The sequence below is a fragment of the Amycolatopsis sp. NPDC004079 genome, assembly GCF_040610415.1.
Classification (GTDB): Bacteria; Actinomycetota; Actinomycetes; order Mycobacteriales; family Pseudonocardiaceae; genus Amycolatopsis; species Amycolatopsis halotolerans.
This window is the reverse complement of record NZ_JBEXMH010000035.1, coordinates 61,010-83,653: the sequence shown is the minus strand read 5'-3', so window position 1 is coordinate 83,653 and position 22,644 is coordinate 61,010. Positions and strand designations below refer to the sequence as shown.

Below are 22,644 nucleotides of genomic sequence, written 5' to 3'. Positions count from 1 at the left end.
GTTCGGGCTTTCGCAAGGGTGGTGCGGATTCACCGATCTGAGCGACGGCAGAATCGAACATACGTTCTATATCCTGGCTGTATGCCCAGACCGATCGAGAGCCCGGCAGCGTTGAAGCTGGCGGAACTGCTCCGAGACACGCAGCGACAACTGAACACCGTCTATGCCAGGCAGCTGGCGGGCATCCGGGAATTCGAGGCGACCGGCGAGATCATCGAGGGCTATTCTTCGACCGCCGCCTTCCTGTGCGCGGTCTTGCATTTGACCCGCCGAGACGCGCGCACCCGCGTCGCGCAGGCCACCGCAGCTCTGCCGCTGACCGGGAAGGCCCTCGCTGTAGGCGAGATTACCGCGCAGCATGTCGCTGTGATCGCGGAGTGCCTTGCCGACGCCCCGGACTGGCTGACGTCTGAAGACTGTGCCGTGGCGGAGGAAACCCTGGTGACGTTGGCGGTGCAGGCCGATCCAGCTGTGTTGCGGCGTGCCGCAGCACGGCTGCGCGGCTATTGGGACAGTGACGGCACCGCACCGTCTGGCGACGACACCGGCTCTGGCTCCGGCCAAGGCTCCGGCGAGGCGGCCCGGCCGTGGCGGGAATTCCGTTGTCACTGGACCCGCACCGGCCGCTTCCGCTTCACCGGCGAGGTTGACGGCGAAACTGGAGCTTTGGTCGAACAGCTCCTCGTGCCCTTGGCGGCACCGGATCCCGCCGACGCGACCGGCGTTCCGGATCCCCGCACACCTGCGGAGCGCGACGGCGACGCGTTCGCCGCGATCGCCGACCTCGCGGCCAGTGCCCCCGACCTGCCGACCAAAGCCGGCGAACGCGCCGTCGCGACCGTCACTGTCAGCCTGGAGCAGCTGCAAGGCGCTGCCCGCGCGGCGTTCCTGGAGGACGGGACGGTGCTGCCGGTGTCGCGGTTGCGACGGATGCTGTGCGACGCGAAGGTGTATCCGGCGGTTCTGGGCGGCGAGGGCCAGCTCCTCGACCTCGGGCGGTCCGCTCGCACCGCCACTGCGGCCCAGCGTCGTGCGCTGGCGGTCCGGGACCTGGGCTGCACGTTCCCCGGCTGCGACCGAGGTCCGAAATGGACGAACCCGCACCACGTCGTGCACTGGGCCGACGGCGGACCGACTGATCTGGAAAACCAGGCCTTGTGCTGCGAACGCCACCACCGTCTGCTGCACCACAGCGGTTGGCGCATCGCCATCCGGGATAGCGTCGTCTGCTGGATCCCGCCAGCTCTCCTCGACCCGGACCAGAAACCTCTCCGCAATACCGCCCATTACCGACCGCCCGCAACCGGTTCGGTGCCGGTGCCGGTCGCGGCTTCGCCTCCGGCGCCGCCGGAAGTTGCTCAGGCACCCGGCTCGACGGCGGAGTCCGGCATGACGGGAGCGGCCTTGCGATGACCGGACCACACTGGGTTCGAGGGCAGGCTCGCCTGCTCTGGGCTTGTTGCTTAACCAGGTGGCGAGGGTGCGTGGGCCCGGTTGATCATGGGTGAAGCCTCTTGGTTGATCGTCTCTTTCTTGCGGCAGAAAGAAGATCACAACTGAGGGCTTCAGTTGATCAGTGTGCACGACACCGGGCGGGCGGACGCGTTGTTCGAGCTGCCCGACGCGGGCACGGTGCCGGCTACGACGCGATTAACCACGACCGCATCGAGACCGACCGGTTGCGCACCGCCCTGGCACGCCTGCCCGTGCCTCATGCCGCGAACGGGCGGATCGTGCTGGCCGTGGACGTGTCGCACTGGCTGCGTCCGGACGCCGCGTGCAGCCCCGAGCGGCGGTTCTGCCACACCTACGCTCGCGGCAAGGGCCAAGCCAGATGATCCCCGGCTGGCCCTGCTCCTGGCTGATCCTCACCCTCGAACAACACCGCAACCACACCGGTTAAACAACAAGCTCAGGGGAATGCCCGCACTGTCGGCGGGTAGACCGTCCCGTCCGGAGGCACGGTCAGATCCACGAAATACCGTGCCATTGCGGTGGAAGCGGCCGTGCTGGGCACATCGAGCGTCGTGTGCCCGGCACCGTCCACCACTGCCACATGGCCGTCGCCGAGTTCCCTCGCGGTGGCCTGAGCGTTGGCGAGCGGCGTGACCGGGTCGTTCCGGTTGGCCAGGATCAGGATCGGATGCTGCCGCGACCGGTTCCACGGACCGAGGTACCGGTCCTCGTCCCGCGCGGGCCAGCCGACGCACTGCGCCATCGAAAACACCGGCGCGACTCCGAAGTACGGCTGGCGTTTCGCTTCAGCGGCAGCGAGTTCGGTGTAGCTGGCGGCGTCTTGCGGGAGTTCGCTGTCCAGGCACTGCACGGCGAGGAAGCCGGGCGAATGCGTGGGCACGCGGGGGTCGAGCACCGGCGCGGGGGAGACCGCTGTCGACGGCACGAGCCCGGCGAGCGTCTTCGCCAGCCGCGGCCACCGGGACGATTGATACAGCGCTCGGTCAATGGTCTCCATCAACGACGAGACCGTCATGCCGCCGACCGGACCGTGCGTCAGCCGAGCGAAGACCGAGGCGAATTTCTGTTTCAGGTCGCCGCCCGCGAACGCGCATTTGCCCGGTCCGGCAGCGTCGCAGGCGGCGAAGAACGCTTCGAGTTCCTGCTGTTGAGCCGTTGCGACGTCGGCGCGCACGTCGACCGGCTTGTGCTGCTGACCCGGTTGTCCGGTGGCGTTCGCGACGAGGTCGAGCGTCCCGTCGAGGACCATCGCGCGCAGTTTGCCGGGGAACAGGTTCGCGTAGGTGCCGCCGAGATACGTGCCGTACGAATAGCCGTAGAAGTTCAGTTGCTGCTCGCCGAGCGACTGCCGGAGCAAGTCCATGTCCCGTGCGACATTCGCGGTCGACAGATGCGACAGCTCGGCACCAGTGCCCGCCGCACAAGCCTTGCCGACGGCCGCGCTCGCAGTCCAGAACGCCTCGCTGTCCCGTAACGGAGAACCGGCCGTCGGCGGCGTTCCCGGGCACTGCACCGGGGCGCTGCCGCCGATTCCGCGCGGGTCGAAGCTCACCAGGTCGAACTTGGCTCGCAGCTCGTCCGGGTACCGCGGACCGAACCGCATCAGCTCGCCGACCCCGTCGGTGCCCGGGCCGCCGAAGTTGATCACCAGCGACCCGACGCGGTGCGCGGGATCGGTGGCGGGCATGCGAATCACCGAGAGATTCAGCTTGGCGCCGCCAGGCTCGCGGTAGCTCAACGGAACCGGCGCGGTCGCACACTGGAAACCGCCGTGGCACGGTGTCCAGTCGAGCTTGGGCGTGGCAGCACCGTTGGTGCCCAACGGAAGCGGCGCGTCCGGCGCGGGCAATGCTTGCGGCGCTTGGGTTTGCGCGGCCGGTGCGGAACAACTCGCGACGAGCAGCAGGGCTGACGCGGCCAGCGCGGACCGGAATCTCACGCGGGTAGTTCCGCCAGCACGGCGTCGGTGAACGGCGGCCAGACCTGCGCGGCCCACGGCCCGAACGACCGGTCGGCGAGCCCGACGCAGGCGTGGCCCGCCTCCGGGTCCACCCACAGGAAAGTCCCGGACTGCCCGAAGTGGCCGAACGTGCGCGGCGAGCTGTTCGCGCCCGTCCAATGCGGACTCTTGTGGTCGCGAATCTCGAAGCCGAGACCCCAGTCGTTCGGCTTCTGGTGCCCGAAGCCGGGCAGGACGCCGTTCAGGCCGGGGAACGCGATTTCGGTGGCCGCGGCGAGGGTTTCCGGCGCGAGCAGCTTGGGCGACTGCAACTCCGCGGCGAACCGCAGCAGATCGTCCAATGTGGATACCGCACCGGCGGCGGGGGAGCCGTCCAGCCGGGTCGACGTCATGCCGAGCGGTTCGAAAAGCCCTTCGCGCTGGTACTCGGCGAACTCGATGCCGGAATGCTCCGCCAGCGCGTCGGCGAGCTCCTCGAACCCGGCGTTGGAGTACAGCCGGCGCGTGCCGGGTTCGGCCATCGCCTTGTGCGCGTCGAAGGCGAGCCCGGAGGTGTGCGCGAGCAGATGCGCGACGGTCGAGCCCTCCGGCCCGGCAGGCGTGTCCAGCTCGACGACGCCCTCTTCGATCGCGATGTGCGCGGTGTAGGCGGTGAGCAGCTTCGTGACCGACGCGAGCCGGAACGGCCGGGTGGGGTCGCCGTGGCGTCCGCGCACCTCGCCGGAAGCGGAGACCACCCCGGCCGCGGCGTTGTCCACGGGCCATTCGTCGATCAGGCGCAGACTCTCCATGCCCGCCAGCGTAATAGGGCGCGCTGAGCCGCTGTTTCGGAGTGCCCTGACGCAACGAACCGTGCGGGGCCCCGGAAGTTCCGGAGCCCCGCACGGTTCGTGTTTTCCCCGTGGAGCGGTATCGCTACTGAGCGTCGAGGTCGGTGGCGACCAGCTCGGCGACGGCCTCGACCGCCGCCTCGGCACCGTCGCCCTCGGCGCTGATGACGACCTCGTCGCCGTACGCGGCGGCGAGGGTCATCAGGTTGAGGACGCTGCCGGCGGCCACCGGTTCGCCGCCGTTCTTGGCGATCTGCACCGCCACCGGCTGGGCAGCGGCCGCCTTGGCGACCAGTGCGGCCGGGCGGGCGTGCAGCCCCACCTTGCTGGCCACGGTGACGCGTTTCTCCGGCATGGTGTACCTCTCTTGCTTTTCTCGGGTGTTACTTCGCGGCCGTGCGCTCGAGGTCTCCCTCGATCGAGTCGTCCTCGCGGCCCGGCGTGCGCAGGTTGAACTTGGTGATCACGACGCGGAACACGAAGTAGTAGATCACGGCGAACACGAGCCCGATCGGGATCAGCAGCCACGCCTTGTGCGCGGTGTCCAGCGACGAGTTCAGCGCGAAGTCGATCGCGCCGCCGGAGAACGAGAAGCCGAGGCGAATGCCCAGCGCGCTGCAGACGGCCAGCGAGATGCCGGTCATCACCGCGTGGAAGATGTACAGCGGCCACGCGACGAACATGAACGCGAACTCGATCGGCTCGGTGACACCGGTGATGAACGCGGTCAGCGCGGCCGAGATCATGATGGAGGCGACCAGCTTGCGCTGCGCGGGACGCGCGGTGTGCACGATGGCGAACGCCGCGGCGGGCAGCGCGAACATCATGATCGGGAAGAAGCCGGTCATGAACGCGCCCGAGCCGTCCACGTGGTGGAAGAAGTTGTTCAGGTCGCCGCCGCCGAAGATGAACCACACCGGGACGTTCAGCAGCTGGTGCAGGCCGACCGGGATGAGCAGGCGGTTCAGCAGGCCGTAGACGCCGCTGCCGACCACCGGCGAGCCCATGACCGCCTGGCCCGCCGAGGTGATGCCCTGGTCGACGTACTTGAACAGCAGACCGAAGATGACGCCGAGGATGATCATCGCGAGCGAGGTGATGATCGGCACGAACCGGCGGCCGCCGAAGAAGGCGAGCCAGGACGGCAGCTTGATCCGGTGGTAGCGCTGCCAGAGCAGCGCGGCCACGATGCCGGTCACGATGCCGGTGAGCACGCTGTAGGGCCAGTGGATCGGCGCGAGGTCCCAGCCCTTCTTGTAGCCCTGCTGGTCGCTGATCGGGGCGATCGCCTGGATCACCTTGTTGAACACGACCCAGCCGATGACGGCCGCGACGGCGGTCGACCCGTCGCCCTTGCGGGCGAAGCCGACCGCGATGCCGATCGCGAAGATCAGCGGCAGCCAGTCGAAGATGCCACCGCCCGCCGCGCCGATCACGTCGGCGGCCTTGCCCCAGTTGAGGCCGTCCTTGCCGAGGACGTCGTCCTGGCCGAGCCGGTTCAGGATGCCTGCGGCGGGCAGGGTCGCGATCGGCAGCATGAGGCTGCGGCCGAAGCGCTGCAGCCCGGCAAGGCCACCGCCCTTCTTCTTTCCGCTAGCCCCAGCCGCGGTGGTGGCGCTCATCGGATACCTCCATTGTGGGGTTGGTCGCCGGAACCCGGGGTGTTCCGGTCCAGCTGCATGGTCACCTGGTAGTGGTCGCCCCGGTACCAGGACGTCATGTCCTCGACCGGTTCGCCGCCCGAGCTGGAGACCCGGCGGAACACCAGGAGCGGACTGCCGGTGCGCATGCCGAGCAAGCGCGCCGTTTCGCGGTCCGCGGATTCGGCCCACACCGTCTGGTACGCCTGGTCCGGGCGGCGCGAGAAGGCGTCGGCCAGCTGGGCGTACAGCGAACGGGTCAGGTCGAGGTCGAGCAGGCCGGGGGTCCGGCCCGCGTGGTACCAGCCGCGTTCGACGGCCAGCGGAACGCCGTCGGCACGCCGCAGCCGCACGAGCCGGTGCGCCGCCACGCCCTCGGACAGGCCGAGCGCGTGCGCCGAAGTCACCGGCGGGACCTCGGTCGAGGTCGAGATCACTTCGGTGGTCGGGGTGAGCCCGCGCCGGCGCATGTCGTCGGTGAACGACATCAGGTACACCTGCAGTTCCATCCGCCGGGCGGCGGTGAAGGTGCCCTTGCCCCTGACCCGGGCCAGCAGTCCTTCCTCGACGAGCTTCCCGATCGCCGAGCGGACAGTGAGCCTCGAGACGCCGTAGTGCTGCGCGAGCTCGCGCTCGGACGGGATCGGCGAGCCCGGCGGGAGCTCGCGCTCCACCAGGCGGCGCAGGATCTCCCGCAGCTGGGCGTGCTTCGGGGTCGGCCCGTTCACCACGCGCTCGGCGGGGTCGGACGGCGGAATGTGCGCGGCCGCACTCATCTCGGTGTCACCCTCCCTCGCTTCGCGCACCGGGGCCGGTGCTCGCGTCCGCGCCGGAAGATTGGTACGTTCCGGTCTAGACCAATGATCTGATGGGGCAGGATGCTCCGCAGCGAGAGCGGGTGTCAACCACCGTTATCCGTTCGTGGCCGGGCTCGCTCGGCAAGGCGGCAAACGGCGTAGTAATGGTGGCGGAGCGCACCTGTTCCGAGTGGAAAACCAACGGGATACGAGGAGGCCGCGATGGCGGATGACAGGCCGGAAAAGATTCTCGCGGCGCTCGGCGGCGCGGACAACGTCATCGAGATCGAGGGCTGCATCACGCGGCTGCGGTGCGAGCTCGAGGACATGTCCCTCGTGGACGAACCCGCGCTGAAGTCGGCCGGCGCGATGGGCGTCGTGAAGATGGGCTCGGCGGTCCAGGTCATCGTCGGGCCGGAGGCGGACACCATCGCCAGCGACATCGAGGACTTGATGTGAGCCTGCCGATCCTGAGCCCGGTCGCGGGCGAGGTCGTCGCGATCACCGAGGTGCCCGACCCGGTGTTCGCCGAGGCGATGGTGGGCCCCGGCATCGCGGTGAAGCCGTCCGGCGGTCGCGCCGACGCGGTCGCGCCGGTGGACGGGACCGTGGTGACGCTGCACCCGCACGCGTACGTCGTGGCCACTGAGGACGGCCGCGGGGTGCTCGTGCACCTCGGCATCGACACGGTCAAGGAGAAGGGCGAGGGGTTCACCCTGCACGTCGTCAAGGGCGAGAAGGTGCGGGCGGGCCAGCCGATCGTGGGCTGGGACCCCGAGGCGGTCGCCGCCAAGGGCTACTCGCCGATCGTCCCGGTCGTCGGCCTCGACGCGTCCGCGGACGTGCTCGCCGGCCTCGAAGGCGGGCGCACGGTCGCCGCCGGCGACGAGTTGTTCACCTGGAACGATTGATCACCGGAGCCCTTTGTGGACAGTGAATGTCCGCAAAGGGCGATCCCGGTCACGCCGTGACGATCTCGCCGTTCTCGATCTTCACGGCCACTTTGGACAGCGGCTGGCTCGCCGGCCCCTGCTTCACCGCGCCGGTCAGCGCGTCGAACACCGAACCGTGGCACGGGCAGCTCGCCTGACCGTTTTGCGGCGGATTCACCGTGCAGCCCTGGTGTGTGCAGACGGCGCTGAAACACGCGACCGTCCCCGCCGACGGCTGTGCCACGAGCACCTCCTGCCCGTCCGGCGTTTTCGCTGATTTCGCTTGGCCCACCGGCACTTCCGCCAGCGGGATCACCTTCCCGCCCGCCTTCGGCGCGGCCTGTCCGGACCCGCTGTCGCCGCTCGCGCAGGCGGTGAGAGCGACGGCGGCGGTCCCTGCGACGGCCGCCCCGGAGACGAGTACGGAGCGGCGGGAGTGAAGTTCGGCAGTCATGCCCTGTGCAACGAATCGGGACGGCTTCGGGTGCCGGTGAACCGTCGCGGTCGCCCGTGCGTGTAGTCCGTATCCGGCATTCCGCACGGAAGGAGACGCCCATGGTGACCACGTGGATGCGAGTGCTGGGCGCGGCGGGCCTGGCGGGCTCCGCGGCGATCCACTTCTACCTGTACTGGGGCAGCGGCTACGCGGACATCCCGGTGGTCGGCCCGCTCTTCTTGGTCAACGGCATCGCCGGCGTGGTGATCGCCGTCGCCCTTCTCGCCTGGCGGCACTGGCTGCCTGCGTTCCTCACGCTGGGCTTCGGCGGCGTGACGCTGCTGGCCTACCTGCTGTCGGTGACGGTGGGCTTCTACGGCGTGCACGACCAGTTCAACAGCCAGTACGAGTACTGGGGCGTGATCACCGAAGCGGTGTGCGTGATCTGCGGCCTGGTGCTGCTGGTGCGGGCGATCCGCGCGCGGCGGACGGCTCAGAACGCGTAGCGGTGCACCTTCTCCGGGTGGATGACGACCCGGACCTGGGGGAGGTCTTGCAGGATTTTGGCTCCGGCCTGGCCTTCCGGGGTGCTGAGGTCCCAGTACCTTCCGGCGAGCCTGCGCGCGAGGTCGTGCCCGCCGTCGGCCTCGATCGTGACGCGCCCGGCGACGGACACCCAGCGTTCCGGTTCCCCGACCGGTGCCGCGACGACGATCGACGCGCGCGGGTCCTCGCTGAGTTGGCGGATCTTGGCCGAATCCGGGGCGGTGAACAGCTGGATCGTGCCCTCGTCGGTGGCCTCGAACCACACCGGCCGAGGCTGTGGCGGCCGCGGTCCGGCGGCGACGGTCAGGAAGCCGTGCAGGGGGCGGCGGAGGAACTCGAGATCGTGGTCGGTGAGAGTGCTCATGACTGGGATTCAACCGGGCTCGCTTGGACGATCCCATAGGTGAGAAGCCGGATCGCCTGTCCATTCGTCTAACCTCGGGTGAGTGGACGCGTTCAGCGATTTGATCCGCGGGGTCCGGGCGCACGGCTCGTTGTTCGGCTGCACGGCCCTGTCGGCGCCGTGGTCGCTGCGCTTCGTGGACAGTGCCCCGCTGACCCTGTGCACGTTGCTGAGCGGCGAGGGCTGGATCGTGCCGGAAGACCATCCGCCGGAGTTGTTGCGCGCCCGGGAGACCATCCTGGTGCGCGGCCCGTTCTCCTTCGTCGACAGCCTGGACACGCCCGCTGTCCCGGTCGAATGCGGCGAGTTCTGCGCCACTCCCGACCAGGGCGGCACCCAGCATCACCTGGGCTGGAACGACCCGTTCCATGGCGAAACCAACCTGATCGTCGGCGCGTACCCGGTCCGGAGCCGCGGCCGGATGTCCGCTTTGCTGGACGCGCTGCCGGTCGTCGTCCGGCCGTCTTCCTCGACCGAGGAAGACCCCGTGCTGCACCATCTGGCAGCCGAACTGGCCGTCGACGCGCCCGGGCAGCAGATCGTCCTGGACCGCCTCCTGGACTGGATGCTGGTCTGCATCCTGCGCGACTGGTTCGACCGTCCCGGCGGCTCGCCTCCGCGTTGGTGGGCGGCGCAACGGGACCCCGTGGTGGGTGCCTGCCTGCGATTGCTCCACGCGGATCCGGCAGCCCCGTGGACGGTCGTCACGCTCGCTGCCCGGACCGGGGTGTCGCGGTCCACTTTGGCCAAACGCTTCGCGGAACTGGTGGGGGAGCCGCCGATGACGTACCTGACCCGCTGGCGGATGACCCTCGCCGCGGACCTCCTGACGGAACAGCCGTCGATGCCGATCGCGGAGGTGGCCCGGGTGGTCGGGTACTCGGACGCGTTCGGGTTCAGCTCGGCTTTCAAGCGGGTGCGCGGGGTCAATCCGACTGAGCACCGCCGGGCTTTTCTTGCTGAGGACGGGGTTCTGGCTCCGTCCCGGGTCTGAATTCTGTCTCCGCCGCCCGAGGGGCAGTCACCGACGCCGTCCGGGGTCAATCACCGACGCTGCCCTGGAATCAATCACCGACGCGTTGTCGACGAGCCCGGGGCACTGCGCCGTTTTTGCCTCCGTCGAGTGAACCTTCCGGCGTGTCGCGCACGAGGGGTCCCCTCGCACCCCGATCTGTTTGCCCTGGTCCAAGCCCCGGCGGCAGGCTTGGCCGCATGGTCCTGACAGCAGTGCTGGCAGCAGGGGCGGTGGTCCCCGTGCTGCTGGTGATGATGAAGAAAGCCGACGCCCCGATACCGGCCGTGCTCGCCGTGGCGGTCGCCGCCGCGGCAGCCGCGGTGGCCGCCGCACGTGCCGACGTAGGCGCGCTCCCGGCTTGGTGGCTGCCGGTCGCTTGGCTGGTTTCGGTGCTAGGCGCACCCCTCGCGTTGGCTGACGCCCGACACCGCCGTCTCCCGGACATCCTCACCCTGCCCGCTTATCCCGCTGTCGCCCTGACCATCACCCTCGCCGCTCTCAGCGGCGGAGGATGGCGGTTGGCCGCCGGAGCCGCCCTGGGATGCCTGCTGTTCGGCGGTACGCACTTGATCGTCCACCGCTTGTCAGCGGGCGGTCTCGGCCCCGGAGACGTCAAACTGGCCGGATCTTTCGGCGCCGTCCTGGGCGCGATCGGCGGACTGGCTCCTGCCGTGGCGGCCGTCCTCGCGGCACTGGTGAGCTTGGCTGCTGTGGTGCCGATGTGGCTGATCCGCCGCTTCCGCGATTCGCGAGCTTCGACCCTCGCGCCATCCCGTCAACCCGGCCCGGGGACGCCCTTGGCCGCCGTCCAACCCCTAGGAGGACTCGACGAGCCCACCCCGAACCAACTCGACATCGCGCCTCAGCCGACTGAGCCCGCCCAGACACCCCGTTCGGCAGCCGCTGCCTCTGCGCCGACCGACGTCACCTGCCTGCCAACCGACCCGGCTCCCGCGCCGACGTCCGCAGCCCCCACATCGCCACCCAGCCCCGCCAGCTCCCGAATCCGCGCCGGTCCCCTCCGCGTCCCCTACGGCCCCGGCCTGGTTCTGGCCACCTGGGCGTGCGCGGTCTTCCCAGCCGCTGGAACGGGCATCACCTGAGGCCAGGGGCTCTGCCAGGCCGCCGGACAGGCCGTGACAGGATTGTCCGGTGCTGCGCTGGATCACCGCTGGAGAATCGCACGGACCCGCCCTCGCCGCTGTGCTCGAGGGGCTGCCTGCCGGGGTGGAGGTGACGACCTCGGACCTCTCCGCGCAGCTCGCGCGGCGCCGGCTCGGGTTCGGCCGCAGCCCGCGGATGGGCTTCGAGACCGACCAGGTCCAGTTCCTCGGCGGGGTCCGGCACGGGGTCAGCCAGGGCGGCCCGATCGCCGTCCAGATCGAGAACGCCGAGTGGCCCAAGTGGGAGAAGGTCATGGCGGCCGACCCGGTCGACGAGGCCGAGCTCGCCGGGCTCGCCCGCAACGAGCCGCTGACCCGGCCCCGCCCGGGGCACGCCGACCTGCCCGGCATGCAGAAGTACGGCTTCGACGAGGCCCGTCCCGTCCTGGAGCGCGCCAGCGCCCGCGAGACGGCTTCGCGGACCGCGCTCGGCACTGTCGCGCGGAACTTCCTGCGGCAGCTGCTCGGGGCCGAGGTGCTGAGCCACGTCGTCTCGATCGGCGGCGCCGACGCGCCCGACGGCCCGCTTCCGCAGCCGGGCGACCTCGCGGCGATCGACGAGAGCCCGGTGCGGGCGTTCTCGGCCGAGGGGACCGAGGCGATGATCGCCGAGGTCGACGCGGTGCGGAAGGCCGGCGACACCGTCGGCGGCGTGATCGAGGTGATCGTCTACGGCCTGCCGCCGGGCCTCGGCTCGCACGTGCACTGGGACCGGCGTCTCGACGCGCGGCTCGCCGGCGCGCTCATGGGCGTGCAGGCGATGAAGGGCGTCGAGGTCGGCGACGGCTTCACCACCGCCCGCCGCTGGGGCAGCCAGGCGCACGACGAGATCGACCGCGGCACCGGACCGGTCGGCGTCACGCGCCGGTCGAACCGCGCGGGCGGGCTCGAAGGCGGCATCACCAACGGCGAACCGCTGCGGGTGCGCGTCGCGATGAAGCCGATCTCGACCGTGCCCAAGGCACTGTCCACAGTGGACGTCCGGACCGGCGAGCCCGCCGTCGCGATCCACCAGCGCTCCGACGTGTGCGCGGTGCCGCGCGCCGGCGTGGTGCTGGAATCGGTCGTGGCGCTGGTCGTCGCGGACGCGGCGCTGGAGAAGTTCGGCGGCGACTCGCTGGCCGAGACCCGGCGCAACGCGCAGGCGTACCTGAAGGCGCTCGAGGAGCGCTGGTGAGCCCGCGCGCGGTCGTCGTCGGGCCGCCGGGCTCCGGCAAGAGCACGGTCGGCCCGCTGCTGGCCGCCGCGCTCGGCGTGACCTTCCGCGACACCGACGACGACATCGTCGCCCGCGCCGGACGCGCCATCTCGGACATCTTCGCCGACGACGGCGAGCCAGCGTTCCGCGCGATCGAGGAAGAAGCGGTCGCCACCGCACTCGCCGAACACGACGGCGTGCTCTCCCTCGGCGGCGGCGCCCCGCTCACCCCAGGCACCCGCGCACGGCTTCAGGACCACACGGTGGTTTTCCTGAACGTCGGCCTCGCCGCTGGTGTCCAGCGCACTGGCATGTCCAGCGCCCGCCCGCTGCTCGCCGGCATCAACCCCCGCGCGACCTTCAAGGCCCTGCTCGACCAGCGGCTGCCGGTGTACCGCGAGGTGGCGACCGTCGAGATCGAGACCGACAAGCGAACGCCTGAAGAGGTCGTCGCGGCCGCCGTCGCCGCCCTCGCGCCCGCTCAAGTCCGTGAGGGGAACCCTGAGGGACTCTGAGTCCCTCAGGGTTCCCCTCACGGATCTTTGTGGAGAGTCAGACTGTGCGGAGCGTGTGGACTGTGCGGCCGCCCAGGGTGGAGCGGCCATGCAGGGCGGCCAGTTCCAGGACTACTGATATGCCGGTGACTGTTGCGCCTGCGTCTTCCAGGAGTTTCGCGGTCGCTGCCACTGTGCCGCCGGTGGCCAGGACGTCGTCCATGATCGCGATGCGTTGGCCTGGCTTCACTACGTTTGCGGGCAGTTCGACGCTCGCGGTGCCGTATTCCAGCGAGTAGTCCACTCGTCCGGCGACGGAAGGGAGCTTTCCGGGTTTCCGGACCAGCACCACGCCCATGCCGCGGGAGTAGCCGACTGCCGCGGCGAGGAGGAAGCCGCGGGCCTCGACCCCGGCGACCAAGTCGGCCGCCGGGTCGAGGGTTTCCGCCAGTGCGTCGGCGACCGCGGCGAAACCGGGGCCGTCGGCGAACAGCGGGCTGAGATCGCGGAACAGGACGCCTGGTTCCGGGAAGTCCGGGACTTCGGCGATCAGGTCCAGTGCCTCGTCGAGCTTCATTGCTCAGCGCTTCTTCTTCCCCGACGGACGCTGCTTCGGGTGCCGTGCGGGGACGCCAGCGGCTGCGGCCATGGCCTTTTCCTTGCGGAGTTCGGCGGCCAGCTGGTCTTCGTCGTTGGCGTCGAAGTCGTCGTCCGCTGCTTCGCGCTTCGCGGCCTTCGCCCGGCGGGCCGCCACGCGGTCGGCCTGCTGGCGGTATTGCGGGTCGCGCATCTTGAAGTCGACCAGCAGCGGCGTCGCCAGTGCGACCGACGACAGGACGCCGACCAACGTACCGGTGAGCTGCACCAGCGCCAGGTCCTGCAGCGTGCCCGAGCCGAGCAGGATGTAGCCGACGATCAGCAGGCCCAGGATCGGCAGCAGGGCGATGAACGCCGTGTTGAACGATCGCATCAGGGTCTGGTTCAGCGCCAGGTTCGCCGCTTCGGCGTACGTCCGCCGCGAAAGGCCGAGCAAGCCCCGGGTGTTTTCCCGGACCTTGTCGAACACCACCACGGTGTCGTACAGCGAGAAGCCGAGAATCGTCAGCAAACCGATCACTGTCGCGGGCGTGACCTCGAAGCCCACGAGCGAGTACACGCCCGCCGTGACCACGATGTCGTGCAGCAGCGAGATGAGCGCCGCGAACGCCATCCTGGTGTCGAAGTAGATCGCCAGGAAGATCACGACGGCGACCAGGAACACGCCGAGCGCGATCAGGGCCTGGCGCGAGATCTCGTTGCCCCACGAAGCGCTCACCGCGCTGTCGCTGATGGCCTGCTCGCTCGACTTGCCGTTGGTGCCGATCGGGCCCAGGTCTTCGAAGATCTGCTTCTTGACCTTCGCCACCTGGTCGGCGGTGAGGGTCTCGGAGCGGGTCTGGATGGTCGCCGCGTTGCCGGTGCCGACCGTCTGGGTCTCGGCCGGGGCCTCGCCCAGCGCGGTGTTGAACGACTTGATCACCTGGTCCTGGGTGATCTGGCCGTGCGAACCGTGCGCGGGCAGCTGGATCTGCGTGCCGCCCTCGAACTCGATGCCCACGTTGAAGCCGCGGAAGATCATCGAGCCGATGCACACCAGGAGCAGCAGCGCGAAGAACATGTACCAGCGCTTGCGCGAGCCGACGATGTCGACCGCGCCGGTGCCGACGTAGAGCCGGTGGAAGAAGCTTTCCTTCTTGCCGGGCTTGGCCGCGGTGGCCCCGCTGTCCGGGCCGTCCTGGTCTTCCGAGGTGACGCCTGCGGTTTCGTCGCTCACGTCAGGCCTCCTTCACGTTCGCGCGGCGGCCGGGAGCGGGGCGCGTGGACTTGCGCTGCGCGCCGAGCTTCTGGACGGCGCCGAGGCCGAGATTCCGGGGGTTGGACAGGAACTTCGACTTCGAGGTCGACACCATCGCCACGAGCGGATGCGTGACCAGGTAGACGACCACCAGGTCGAGCACCGTCGACATGCCGAGGGTGAACGCGAAGCCCTGCACGTCGCCGACGGCGATGATGTACAGGATCGCGGCGGCGAGGAAGCTGACCGCGTCCGAGGCCAGAATCGTGCGCCGCGCCCGTGCCCAGCCGCGCGGCACCGCGGACCGGAAGGTCCGGCCCTCCCGGATCTCGTCTTTCAGCCGTTCGAAGTAAATGACGAACGAGTCCGCCGTGATGCCGATCGCGATGATCAGGCCGGCGACGCCCGCGAGGTCGAGCGTGTACCCGATCCACCGCCCGAGCAGCACCAGCACCGCGTACACGAGCAGGCCGGACAGCACCAGCGACCAGATCGTGAGGATGCCGAGGAGCCGGTAGTAGAACAGGCAGTAGACGAACACGACCGCGAGGCCGATCGCGCCGGCGATCAGGCCGGCCTGCAGCGAGGCGTAGCCCAGCGTCGCGGACACCGTGGTGGCGTCCGACGAGTCGAACGACAGCGGCAGCGAACCGTACTTGAGGATGTCCGCCAGGTTCTTCGCGTCGGTCTGGGTGAACTTGCCGGTGATCTGCGTGTTGCCGCCGAGGATGGCGTTCTGCACGGTCGGCGCGGACACCACGTCCGTGTCGAGCACGAACGCCGCCTGCTTGCCGATGTTGGCCGACGTGAAGTCGCCCCAGGTCTTGCCGCCCGCGCCCTTGAAGCTCAGGTCGACGATCCACTGGCCGCGCTGCTGGTCGTAGCCGGAGTTCGCGCTGGAGATCTCGGTGCCGGGGATGAACTCCGGGCCGAGCACGTACTTGGTGGCGTCCTTGTCGCCGCACGTGACCAGCGGCTGGCCGGGAAGGTCGTTGCCCTCCAGCGGGTCGGCGGCGTTGGGCGCGCAGGTGAGGGCGGCGAGCGCCTTCTGCTGCGCGGCCTGCGCGGCGGCGGCCTCCTGCTGGTTCTTCGGGTCCTTCGGCATCAGCGCGGGAGCCTGGCGCACGGCGCGGGCCGCCTCGATCGGGTTCTTCCCCGCGTCCTGGCCGTTGCTCGCGCCGGGGGTCGACGGGGTCGAACCCGGCGGCTGCTGCGCGGGGGCGCCTTCCGCTCCCCCGCCGCCCGCCGGCTTGCTCGGCGCGGTCGCCGGGGCGCTCGGGGCGCCGGAGGCGGGAGCCGAGGGCGGCGCGGCCGGGGTGTTCGGGACCGAGGTGATCACCTCGCGGATCCCGAGCTTGGCGGTCCGGCCCAGGTTCTTCGCCTCGTCGCCCTGCTCGCCCGGCACGGTGATCACGATGTTGTTGCCGTCGAGCACCACCTCGGTGCCGCCGACGCCGATCCCGTTGACCCGGGTCTCGATGATCTGGCGCGCCTGGTTCAGCGAATCGCGGGTGGGCTGGCCGCCGTCGGGCGTGCGCGCGGTGAGCGTGACCCGGGTGCCGCCCTGGAGGTCGATGCCGAGTTTCGGCGTCGCTTTGCCGCTGCCGGTGAAGAACACCAAGGCGTACAGCACGACCACGATCAGGGCGAAGAAGGCGAGATAGCGTCCCGGGCGGAGATGCCCGGCCGATGGTGCCACGGTGCTTCGGTCTCCTCGAACTGGCACGGACTGGATGGACCCCAAGTGGTTCGGGTGCGCGAGCCGGAAGGGGGTCCCCCGGACGCGGCTGGGCGTGAACTATGACGGCGGACACGCACGCAGCACCGAGACAGTACTCGGTGCTGCGTGAGCCCGGCGTTCGCCCGTACCGACTTTCGTAGGCTGTGGGCGGATCACTGCCCGGTGAAGCGCGGAGGCTACTTCTTGCCGTGCTCCAGCGGGGGCGCCACCTGCGCACCGGAGGTCTGGCTCTCCTCGGCGGAAATCGACTCCTGGGCCGGGGCTTCCGAAGAGGACACCGCGGTCGACGAGGCCGACTCGATGCCCGCGACCTCGGTCTCGGCCGAGTCGTCGTTCTCCTCGGTCTCGACGGCCGGCTCGACCTTCTCGCGCACCGCGAGCCGCAGCCAGGTGGTGACGACGCCCGGCGCGATCTCGATGTCGATCGTGGTGTCGCTGCTGGTGTCGGCGACCGTGCCGTACATGCCCGACGTGGTCATCACGCGGTCGCCAGCGGAAATGCTGTTCTGCATCTCCTGCTGAGCCGCCTGCTGCTTCTTCTGCTTGCGGGTGCCCATGACGAGCGGCACGGCCACCACGAGCAGCAGCAGCAACGGCAGCAGTAACTGGTTCATGACTCTCCTCGACGGACGCCTTTCTCGGCTGCCCGCGTCCGGTTTCGACGGATGTGCTGTGTTCGAGTGTGCCAGGTACCGGCGGAAACGCCACCACCCGGGCCGCTGTCCGCCCTTGTCAGGCCTGGTCGAACAGCGTGGGACCGCCCGCGTCGGGCCGTCCCGCCTCCGGGGGCGGAACCAGTCCGAGGTGCAGCCACGCGGCCGCGGTCGCGACCCGGCCGCGCGGAGTGCGGGCGAGCATACCGGCCCGGACCAGGTAGGGCTCGCACACCTCCTCGACCGTAGTGGCTTCCTCGCCGACAGCGACCGCGAGCGTCGAAATGCCCACCGGTCCCCCGCCGAACGAGCGCGTGAGCGCGCTGAGCACGGCCCGGTCCAGCCGGTCCAAGCCCAGCTCGTCGACGTCGTAGACCTTCAGCGCGGCCTGCGCGACCTCCAGGGTCACCTTGCCGTCGGCGCGCACCTCGGCGTAGTCGCGGACCCGGCGCAGCAGCCGGTTGGCGATCCGGGGCGTGCCGCGCGAACGGCCCGCGATCTCGGCGCAGCCGTCGCTGTCGATCTCGATGCCGAGAATCTTCGCCGCGCGGCGGACGACCAGCTCCAGTTCGGCCGCGGAGTAGAACTCCATCTGGCCGGTGAAACCGAACCGGTCGCGCAGCGGGCCGGTCAGCGAACCGGACCGGGTGGTCGCCCCGACCAGCGTGAACGGCGCGATCTCCAGCGGGATGCTGGTCGCCCCCGGCCCCTTGCCGACGACGACGTCGACCCGGAAGTCCTCCATCGCCAGGTACAGCATTTCCTCGGCGGGCCGGGCGATGCGGTGGATCTCGTCGATGAACAGGACGTCGCCGGGCGCGAGGTTGGACAGCATCGCGGCCAGGTCGCCCGCGCGTTCCAGGGCCGGCCCGGAGGTGATCCGGATGGCCGCGCCCAGTTCGGCGGCGACGATCATCGCCATGCTCGTCTTGCCGAGGCCGGGCGGGCCGGACAGCAGCACGTGGTCCGGCGGCACCTCGCGCCGCCGCGCGCTCTCCAGCACCAGTTCCAGCTGCTCGCGGACGCGTTCCTGGCCGACGAACTCGTCCAGTTTGCGCGGCCGGAGCGAGGTCTCCAGGTCGCGTTCGCCGGTCTGGGCGAGCGCGGACAGCGTTTCGTCGTCCGCCTCGTAACCGCCGGTGTCGAACTCGGTCACTTCGTGGTTCATCGGCGGCTACCGCTTGCGGCCCAGCGCGGCCAGCGCCGCGCGCAGCACCGAGGACGTGGTGTGCCCGTCGCCCTCGGACAGCACCCGGTCCACCGCCTGCTCGGCTTGTTTGGCCGGGAAACCCAGTCCGGCCAGCGCTTCCACCACCTCGCCGCGCAGCGCGCCGGGCGCGGTGACGACCGGGGCGTCGGCGGCGCCGCCGAGCGCGGTGACCTTGTCCCGCAGTTCGAGGCTGAGCCGCTCGGCTCCCTTGCGGCCGATGCCGGGGACCTGCGTGAGCACGGTGATGTTGCCTTCGACGAGCGCCGCGCGCAGCTTGTCCGGCTCCAGCACGGCCAGTGTCGCCAGCGCGAGCCGCGGCCCGATCCCGGACACCGTCTGGAGCAGGCCGAACAGCTCGCGCGCGTCCTCCTCGGCGAACCCGAAGAGGGTCAGCGAGTCCTCTCGCACGACCAGCGCGGTGTGCAGCCGCGTCTGCTCGCCGCGGCGCAGCGTGGCCAGCGTCGCCGGGGTGGCCTGCACGGCGAGGCCGACGCCGCCGACCTCGACCACCACGTGGTCGAGCCCGACGGACAGCACTTCGCCGCGTACCGAGGAGATCATCGTCGTGCTCCTGTTTCGTTCTGCTTCGTGGTGGTTCCGGCCGCCTTGGCCGCGGCCGCCAGCCGGGCCTTGTGGGCGCGGACCAGTTCGGCCGCGCGGGCCTCGGCCTCGGCGAGCCGGACCCGCATCGGCTCGCGCCAGAGGTGGCAGATGGCGAGCGCGAGCGCGTCGGCCGCGTCCGCCGGATGCGGTTTGACCTCGAGCCCGAGCAGCCGCATCACCATGGTGGTGACCTGCGCTTTGTCCGCGCGCCCGGACCCGGTGACGGCGGCCTTGACCTCGCTGGGCGTGTGGAAGACGACCGGCAGTCCGCGCCGCGCCGCCGACAGCGCCACGACCCCGCCCGCCTGCGCGGTACCCATCGCGGTGCGCACGTTGTGCTGCGCGAACACCCGCTCGACGGCCACGGCTTCGGGCCGGTACTTGTCGAGCCAGCGCTCCACCTCGTCGGCGACGCCGAGCAGCCGCTGCGCGAGATCGTGGTCGGCGGGCGTGCGCACGACCCCGACCGCGACCGGGCGCACCGACCGGCCCTTGCCGCCGTCGACCACGCCGAGGCCGCACCTGGTCAGACCGGGGTCGACCCCGAGCACCCGCACCGTTTCTCCTTCGCCCGCGCGAACATCCGTTCGATGTGCAGGCTAACGGTCGCGGTGCGCGGCCCGGCGGACGGACACGCGCAAACGGCGACTGACGTGGACGGTGCACCCGTCCACGAGCACGATGGAGACATGCCGGGACCGGAGGACTACGTCAAGCACCTGGGTCTGGAGCCGCTGCCGGTTGAGGGCGGCCGGTTCGCGCAGAGCTGGCGCGCGGACGAGGGGTCGGCGATCTACTACCTGCTCACCGCGCCCGAGATCTCCGCGCCGCACCGCCTCGACCGCGTCGAAGTGTTCGTCCACCACGCCGGTTCACCTGCGCGGATGCTCCTGCTGCATCCCGGCGGCGAGGTGACGCGTCCAGTGCTGGGCAGCGACGTGGCCGCCGGGGAACGTCCGCAGGTGGTCGTGCCCGCGGGGACGTGGCAGGCGACGGTGCCGCTGGGCGCGTGGAGCCTGCTCGGCACCGTGGTGATGCCGCCTTATACCGACGACTGCGTGGAGTTCGCGGACCCGGCGACGCTGGCCGCCCGGTTTCCGGACGCCGCCGACGACCTGGCCGCGCTGGGTTAATCAAGCAGGTCAGGGACCGTCGACGCCGGGAGTCCAGCTCTCCGGGTCGCCGCTCTCGGTGAGCACCGGCTGCCATTCGGCGAAGCCCTCGGGCGCGTCGGCGTGCCACGGGAAGTACCCCTCCGGCGTCGCGACGATCATCTGCAGCGCCGGGAAGTCGCCGTCCGGGTAGACGAGGAACGCGGACCCGAAGTACTCCGGGTAGTGGCCTTTCGCGACGCGTTCGAAGATCACCGGCGCGCCGTCGAAGAAATCGTCGTAGCGTTTGCCGACCTCGAAGATCTCGCCGTTGGCGGAACGGTCGACGTACGCGTCGAGCAGCACCGGGGCCATGTGGTCGGGCAGGCCGATCACGACGGCCTCGGGCACGTTGTGCAACGCCCACGCGCACGCGGTGAAGCAGTAGCCCGCGCCCTGGTCGTCGGCGGGCACGGCGATGACCGCGTTCCCTCGTTCCCTCGCCTGGGTTTCGATCCAGGCGATGAGGCTCTGCTCTTGCTCGGTGAGGGCGGAGGTCGTCACGGCGGACATTCTGCCCCACCCGCGCGCCCGAGCCCAGTCCCCGCGCCGGTCATTTTCCCGCCGCCCCAAGGATTTTCGCGGTTTCCGTTGCGCGCCAAGGGAAATTCACGCGAAAACGGCCGCGCCCCCGGAGTGCCGGGGGCGCGGCCGTGTCGCGGGCGATGGGATCAGTCCACCGCGGCCATGACCTCATCGGACACATGGAATCCGGCACCGCGCGTACACGTTGCCAGTCCCACCGCCGAGATCAGTCCACCGCGGCCATGACTTCATCGGACACATCGAAGTTCGCGTACACATTCTGCACGTCGTCGCAGTCCTCGAGCGCGTCGATCAGCTTGAAGACCTTCTTCGCCCCGTCGACGTCGAGCGGCACGCTCACCGACGGCAGGAAGGTCAGCTCGGCCGATTCGTACTCGAACCCGGCCTCCTGCAGCGCCTTGCGCACCGGCACCAGGTCGCCGCCCTCGGAGACGATCTCGAAGCTCTCGTCGAGGTCGTTGACCTCCTCGGCGCCCGCGTCGAGGACCGCCATGAGGACGTCGTCCTCGGTCGCGTCCGCCTTGGGCATGATCACGACGCCCTTGCGGTTGAACATGTAGGCGACCGAGCCCGGGTCGGCGAGCGAGCCGTTGTTGCGCGTGAGCGCGGTCCGGACCTCCATCGCGGCGCGGTTCTTGTTGTCGGTGAGGCACTCGATCAGCACCGCGACGCCGTTCGGGCCGTAGCCCTCGTACGTGATGTTCTGCCAGTCGGCGCCGCCCGCTTCCTCGCCGGCGCCGCGCTTGCGCGCGCGCTCGATGTTGTCCTGCGGGACGGAGTTCTTCTTCGCCTTCTGGATCGCGTCGTACAGCGTCGGGTTGCCGTCCGGGTCCCCTCCCCCGGTCCCGGTGCGGGCGGCGACCTCGATGTTCTTGATCAGCCGCGCGAAGAGCTTGCCCCGCTTGGCGTCGAGGTTCGCCTTCTTGTGCTTCGTCGTGGCCCACTTGGAGTGGCCGCTCATCTTTCCTCCATCTGTTCCCGCGGCCGCGGGCCTCCCGGCGCGGCCGCCGCAATCCTTGCTCAGGCTTTCCGCACGAGCTCGACGAACAGCCGGTGCACGCGCTCGTCCCGGGTGATCTCCGGGTGGAACGCCGTGGCCACCACCGCCCCCTGCCGGACGGCGACGATCCTATCCGCCCGGTTCCCGTCCGGCGGGTCCTCCGGGTCGGGCACGGTGGCCAGCACCTCGACGCCGTCTCCCGCCTTCTCGACCCACGGGGCCCGGATGAACACCGCGTGCAGCGGCCCGCCGGGCACGCCGGCGAACGGGAGGTCGGCCTCGAAGGAGTCGACCTGCCTGCCGAACGCGTTGCGCCGCACGACCACGTCGAGGCCGCCGAGCTGCTGCTGGTCCGGGCGCCCGTCGAGCACCTGGCGGGCCAGCAGGATCATCCCGGCGCACGAGCCGAAGGCGGGCAGGCCGCCCGCGATCGCCTCGCGCAGCGGTTCGAGCAGCTCGAAGGTCTCGAGCAGCCGCGACATCGTGGTGGACTCCCCGCCGGGCAGCACCAGGCCGTCTATTTCGGACAGCTCGGCGGGGCGGCGCACCGGAACCGCGCGGGCGCCCGCGCTCTCCAGCATCGCGACGTGCTCGCGCACGGCGCCTTGCAGGGCGAGCACGCCGACCGCCGGCCGTGCTCCCGTAGCTGTCGCCACCCGACCTCCCGTGAGACGTTCGCACCAGCTTAGGGGGACCGTCCGGAACGCAACCGGGCAGGTCAGGCGGGCAGCACCGGGGCCGCCGCCCACCCGGGGAGCGCTCCGTCGGCCGGTCCTGAACCGAGGCGAAGTGGACTGCTGAAATCTGTCGCCAGTGGCCACCTCGAAGGTGGTCTCCACTGGAAGTGGTCCGGCCGTTGTGCTTCGGGCCGATACCGTCTTCCATGGTAGGCCGATCCGGAAGCCCCAGGTCAACGCCTCCCGCCTGAAAAGTGACCGATCTTCAGTGGATCTTTCCGAGCGAGAAGTGGCCTTCCGAGATACCCGCGCAATGGCCTGCCTCAGCGGTCCACCGCC

The 22,644-nt window shown here is 70.3% G+C and carries 27 protein-coding genes; 10 read left to right on the top strand and 17 right to left on the bottom strand.

The features are described from left to right. Positions 1-81: 81 nt before the first annotated feature. Entirely contained in the window at positions 82-1,413 is a 1,332-nt protein-coding gene (locus tag ABZX37_RS30260; RefSeq protein WP_354745253.1) for a DUF222 domain-containing protein, read from the top strand. 101 nt (positions 1,414-1,514) lie between these two features. Beyond that, positions 1,515-1,838 carry a transposase gene (locus tag ABZX37_RS30255; RefSeq protein ID WP_354745251.1) on the top strand — a complete coding sequence of 108 codons (324 nt, stop codon included), beginning with the start codon at positions 1,515-1,517 and terminating at the stop codon, positions 1,836-1,838. 74 nt (positions 1,839-1,912) lie between these two features. Here the strand turns inward: ABZX37_RS30255 and ABZX37_RS30250 are convergent, their stop codons facing one another. The 5 genes from ABZX37_RS30250 to ABZX37_RS30230 form a co-directional block, all read right to left on the bottom strand. After that, a complete protein-coding gene (locus ABZX37_RS30250; RefSeq protein WP_354745249.1) occupies positions 1,913-3,415 on the bottom strand; it encodes an alpha/beta hydrolase in 1,503 nt (500 codons plus the stop codon). Further along, positions 3,412-4,227 carry a serine hydrolase domain-containing protein gene (locus tag ABZX37_RS30245; protein ID WP_354745247.1) on the bottom strand — a complete coding sequence of 272 codons (816 nt, stop codon included), beginning with the start codon at positions 4,225-4,227 and terminating at the stop codon, positions 3,412-3,414. The genes ABZX37_RS30250 and ABZX37_RS30245 overlap by 4 nt, the downstream gene beginning before the upstream one ends. Before the next feature lie 124 nt (positions 4,228-4,351). Next, the gene (locus ABZX37_RS30240; RefSeq protein WP_009075756.1) at positions 4,352-4,621 is read right to left on the bottom strand and encodes an HPr family phosphocarrier protein; all 270 of its coding nucleotides are present in this window, start codon (positions 4,619-4,621) and stop codon (positions 4,352-4,354) included. 28 nt (positions 4,622-4,649) lie between these two features. Continuing rightward, positions 4,650-5,888, bottom strand: a complete 1,239-nt coding sequence (locus ABZX37_RS30235; RefSeq protein WP_354745244.1) for a PTS transporter subunit EIIC — start codon at positions 5,886-5,888, stop codon at positions 4,650-4,652. Next, on the bottom strand, positions 5,885-6,682 hold the full coding sequence (locus ABZX37_RS30230; RefSeq protein WP_354745243.1) for a GntR family transcriptional regulator: 798 nt from the start codon (positions 6,680-6,682) through the stop codon (positions 5,885-5,887). Before ABZX37_RS30230 ends, ABZX37_RS30235 begins: the two co-directional genes overlap by 4 nt. Positions 6,683-6,925: 243 nt before the next feature. On the opposite strand from ABZX37_RS30230, the gene ABZX37_RS30225 reads away from it, so the two are divergent. Next, positions 6,926-7,162: a PTS glucose/sucrose transporter subunit IIB gene (locus tag ABZX37_RS30225; RefSeq protein WP_344267364.1), complete on the top strand. Its 237-nt coding sequence runs from the start codon at positions 6,926-6,928 to the stop codon at positions 7,160-7,162. Continuing rightward, positions 7,159-7,614: a PTS glucose transporter subunit IIA gene (locus tag ABZX37_RS30220; protein ID WP_354745241.1), complete on the top strand. Its 456-nt coding sequence runs from the start codon at positions 7,159-7,161 to the stop codon at positions 7,612-7,614. Before ABZX37_RS30225 ends, ABZX37_RS30220 begins: the two co-directional genes overlap by 4 nt. A 49-nt stretch (positions 7,615-7,663) precedes the next feature. Here the strand turns inward: ABZX37_RS30220 and ABZX37_RS30215 are convergent, their stop codons facing one another. Further along, the gene (locus ABZX37_RS30215; protein WP_354745239.1) at positions 7,664-8,089 is read right to left on the bottom strand and encodes a Rieske (2Fe-2S) protein; all 426 of its coding nucleotides are present in this window, start codon (positions 8,087-8,089) and stop codon (positions 7,664-7,666) included. A 101-nt stretch (positions 8,090-8,190) separates the two neighbouring features. Here ABZX37_RS30215 and ABZX37_RS30210 point away from each other — a divergent pair, with 101 nt between their 5' ends. After that, positions 8,191-8,577, top strand: coding sequence for a hypothetical protein (locus ABZX37_RS30210; protein ID WP_354745238.1), 387 nt, complete (start codon positions 8,191-8,193; stop codon positions 8,575-8,577). On the opposite strand, the gene ABZX37_RS30205 is transcribed toward ABZX37_RS30210, so the two are convergent. Next, positions 8,565-8,981, bottom strand: coding sequence for a pyridoxamine 5'-phosphate oxidase family protein (locus ABZX37_RS30205; RefSeq protein ID WP_354745237.1), 417 nt, complete (start codon positions 8,979-8,981; stop codon positions 8,565-8,567). The two genes, ABZX37_RS30210 and ABZX37_RS30205, sit on opposite strands and share 13 nt — an antisense overlap. A gap of 82 nt (positions 8,982-9,063) precedes the next feature. Between ABZX37_RS30205 and ABZX37_RS30200 the strand changes: the two genes are divergently transcribed. From ABZX37_RS30200 to ABZX37_RS30185, 4 genes are all read left to right on the top strand, one after another. After that, positions 9,064-10,014, top strand: a complete 951-nt coding sequence (locus tag ABZX37_RS30200) for an AraC family transcriptional regulator (RefSeq protein WP_354745235.1) — start codon at positions 9,064-9,066, stop codon at positions 10,012-10,014. 218 nt (positions 10,015-10,232) lie between these two features. After that, the gene (locus ABZX37_RS30195) at positions 10,233-11,138 is read left to right on the top strand and encodes an A24 family peptidase (protein WP_354745233.1); all 906 of its coding nucleotides are present in this window, start codon (positions 10,233-10,235) and stop codon (positions 11,136-11,138) included. A gap of 49 nt (positions 11,139-11,187) precedes the next feature. Then, positions 11,188-12,375 (top strand): chorismate synthase, encoded by a 1,188-nt coding sequence (aroC, locus tag ABZX37_RS30190; RefSeq protein WP_344267350.1) that lies wholly within the window; start codon positions 11,188-11,190, stop codon positions 12,373-12,375. Further along, positions 12,372-12,911: a shikimate kinase gene (locus ABZX37_RS30185; RefSeq protein WP_354745231.1), complete on the top strand. Its 540-nt coding sequence runs from the start codon at positions 12,372-12,374 to the stop codon at positions 12,909-12,911. Before aroC ends, ABZX37_RS30185 begins: the two co-directional genes overlap by 4 nt. A gap of 37 nt (positions 12,912-12,948) precedes the next feature. Here the strand turns inward: ABZX37_RS30185 and ABZX37_RS30180 are convergent, their stop codons facing one another. From ABZX37_RS30180 to ruvC, 7 genes are all read right to left on the bottom strand, one after another. Continuing rightward, positions 12,949-13,467: an adenine phosphoribosyltransferase gene (locus ABZX37_RS30180; protein ID WP_354745229.1), complete on the bottom strand. Its 519-nt coding sequence runs from the start codon at positions 13,465-13,467 to the stop codon at positions 12,949-12,951. A 3-nt stretch (positions 13,468-13,470) separates the two neighbouring features. Continuing rightward, positions 13,471-14,703 carry a protein translocase subunit SecF gene (gene secF / locus ABZX37_RS30175; RefSeq protein ID WP_354745227.1) on the bottom strand — a complete coding sequence of 411 codons (1,233 nt, stop codon included), beginning with the start codon at positions 14,701-14,703 and terminating at the stop codon, positions 13,471-13,473. Between the two features lies 1 nt (position 14,704). Continuing rightward, on the bottom strand, positions 14,705-16,423 hold the full coding sequence (gene secD, locus ABZX37_RS30170) for a protein translocase subunit SecD (RefSeq protein WP_354745225.1): 1,719 nt from the start codon (positions 16,421-16,423) through the stop codon (positions 14,705-14,707). A 218-nt stretch (positions 16,424-16,641) separates the two neighbouring features. After that, on the bottom strand, positions 16,642-17,079 hold the full coding sequence (gene yajC / locus ABZX37_RS30165) for a preprotein translocase subunit YajC (RefSeq protein ID WP_354745223.1): 438 nt from the start codon (positions 17,077-17,079) through the stop codon (positions 16,642-16,644). A 118-nt stretch (positions 17,080-17,197) separates the two neighbouring features. Next, entirely contained in the window at positions 17,198-18,286 is a 1,089-nt protein-coding gene (gene ruvB, locus ABZX37_RS30160) for a Holliday junction branch migration DNA helicase RuvB (protein ID WP_354745221.1), read from the bottom strand. Between the two features lie 6 nt (positions 18,287-18,292). Then, positions 18,293-18,889 carry a Holliday junction branch migration protein RuvA gene (gene ruvA, locus ABZX37_RS30155; protein WP_344276934.1) on the bottom strand — a complete coding sequence of 199 codons (597 nt, stop codon included), beginning with the start codon at positions 18,887-18,889 and terminating at the stop codon, positions 18,293-18,295. Continuing rightward, on the bottom strand, positions 18,886-19,488 hold the full coding sequence (gene ruvC, locus ABZX37_RS30150) for a crossover junction endodeoxyribonuclease RuvC (protein ID WP_354745218.1): 603 nt from the start codon (positions 19,486-19,488) through the stop codon (positions 18,886-18,888). The genes ruvA and ruvC overlap by 4 nt, the downstream gene beginning before the upstream one ends. A gap of 132 nt (positions 19,489-19,620) precedes the next feature. Here ruvC and ABZX37_RS30145 point away from each other — a divergent pair, with 132 nt between their 5' ends. After that, positions 19,621-20,064 (top strand): cupin domain-containing protein, encoded by a 444-nt coding sequence (locus tag ABZX37_RS30145; RefSeq protein ID WP_354745216.1) that lies wholly within the window; start codon positions 19,621-19,623, stop codon positions 20,062-20,064. 9 nt (positions 20,065-20,073) lie between these two features. On the opposite strand, the gene ABZX37_RS30140 is transcribed toward ABZX37_RS30145, so the two are convergent. From ABZX37_RS30140 to pdxT, 3 genes are all read right to left on the bottom strand, one after another. After that, positions 20,074-20,595 carry a DUF4262 domain-containing protein gene (locus ABZX37_RS30140; protein ID WP_344276943.1) on the bottom strand — a complete coding sequence of 174 codons (522 nt, stop codon included), beginning with the start codon at positions 20,593-20,595 and terminating at the stop codon, positions 20,074-20,076. A 238-nt stretch (positions 20,596-20,833) separates the two neighbouring features. Next, positions 20,834-21,589 carry a YebC/PmpR family DNA-binding transcriptional regulator gene (locus ABZX37_RS30135; RefSeq protein WP_116204315.1) on the bottom strand — a complete coding sequence of 252 codons (756 nt, stop codon included), beginning with the start codon at positions 21,587-21,589 and terminating at the stop codon, positions 20,834-20,836. A 59-nt stretch (positions 21,590-21,648) separates the two neighbouring features. Continuing rightward, positions 21,649-22,284 (bottom strand): pyridoxal 5'-phosphate synthase glutaminase subunit PdxT, encoded by a 636-nt coding sequence (pdxT, locus tag ABZX37_RS30130; RefSeq protein ID WP_354745214.1) that lies wholly within the window; start codon positions 22,282-22,284, stop codon positions 21,649-21,651. Positions 22,285-22,644 lie beyond the last annotated feature (360 nt).